The organism is Pseudomonas sp. M47T1, assembly GCF_000263855.1.
Lineage (GTDB): Bacteria > Pseudomonadota > Gammaproteobacteria > Pseudomonadales > Pseudomonadaceae > Aquipseudomonas.
The window spans coordinates 1-626 of the sequence record NZ_AJWX01000070.1 but is presented as its reverse complement, the minus strand read 5'-3'; the positions used below and the strand labels follow the sequence as shown (position 1 = coordinate 626).

The window sequence follows — 626 nt, the reverse complement described above, 5'->3', positions numbered from 1 at the left end:
TTCGGAACCCTCATGATTCTGTCCGGTACATTAATGGCTTTCATGGCACATTCGGCCGGCAAAGCCTTGGCTGCGGAAACACGAGCGGACGAAGCAAAACTGCGCGATTTAGGTGAGTCCATACGTGAAGCGGATCGGCTTAAAGTAAAACAGTTTGATCTGGAAATCCGTGGTGCAGGTCTAGCGATAGATGCTCATCAACAATCCCCCATATGGGATTTCATCCAAAAAAAAGCGAATAACTTTACCTCGATATTTTCGCAGAATGCCGAGGACTATGAATGGTCGGTAGCAGACCGCCTAGATTCATCGAGCATAAATACCCGAGCCGCCTTCCGCCACTCCGCCCGCGATGGCGTCGCCTACTGGCCCATCCCCACCTTTGCCCTGGGCCCACCCGCCAGGCCGGACAACCAGTCCAGGGCCGCCAGCCTGATCCTGAGCGGCCGAAACGCCGCCACCCTGGGAGTGACCCTGTTCGTTTGCGAAAAGGCCGATAACACCCTTTATGCCCAAGGCATGATCCAGGAGCTGTTCAACTTCATGGAGAAAAACAAAGAGGTCCCCCAGGCGCTGATTGTCAGCAACGACGGCGATGTCACCCGCAATCTCAGCCGCCCTCGGGG

At 55.4% G+C, this 626-nt stretch carries 1 protein-coding gene; it reads left to right on the top strand.

Features of this window, described 5'->3' with window-relative positions; translation table 11 throughout:
• Window positions 1–12 precede the first annotated feature (12 nt).
• A partial coding sequence (locus PMM47T1_RS28480; RefSeq protein ID WP_238536675.1) for a type VI lipase adapter Tla3 domain-containing protein occupies window positions 13–626 on the top strand: 614 nt, incomplete at its 3' end.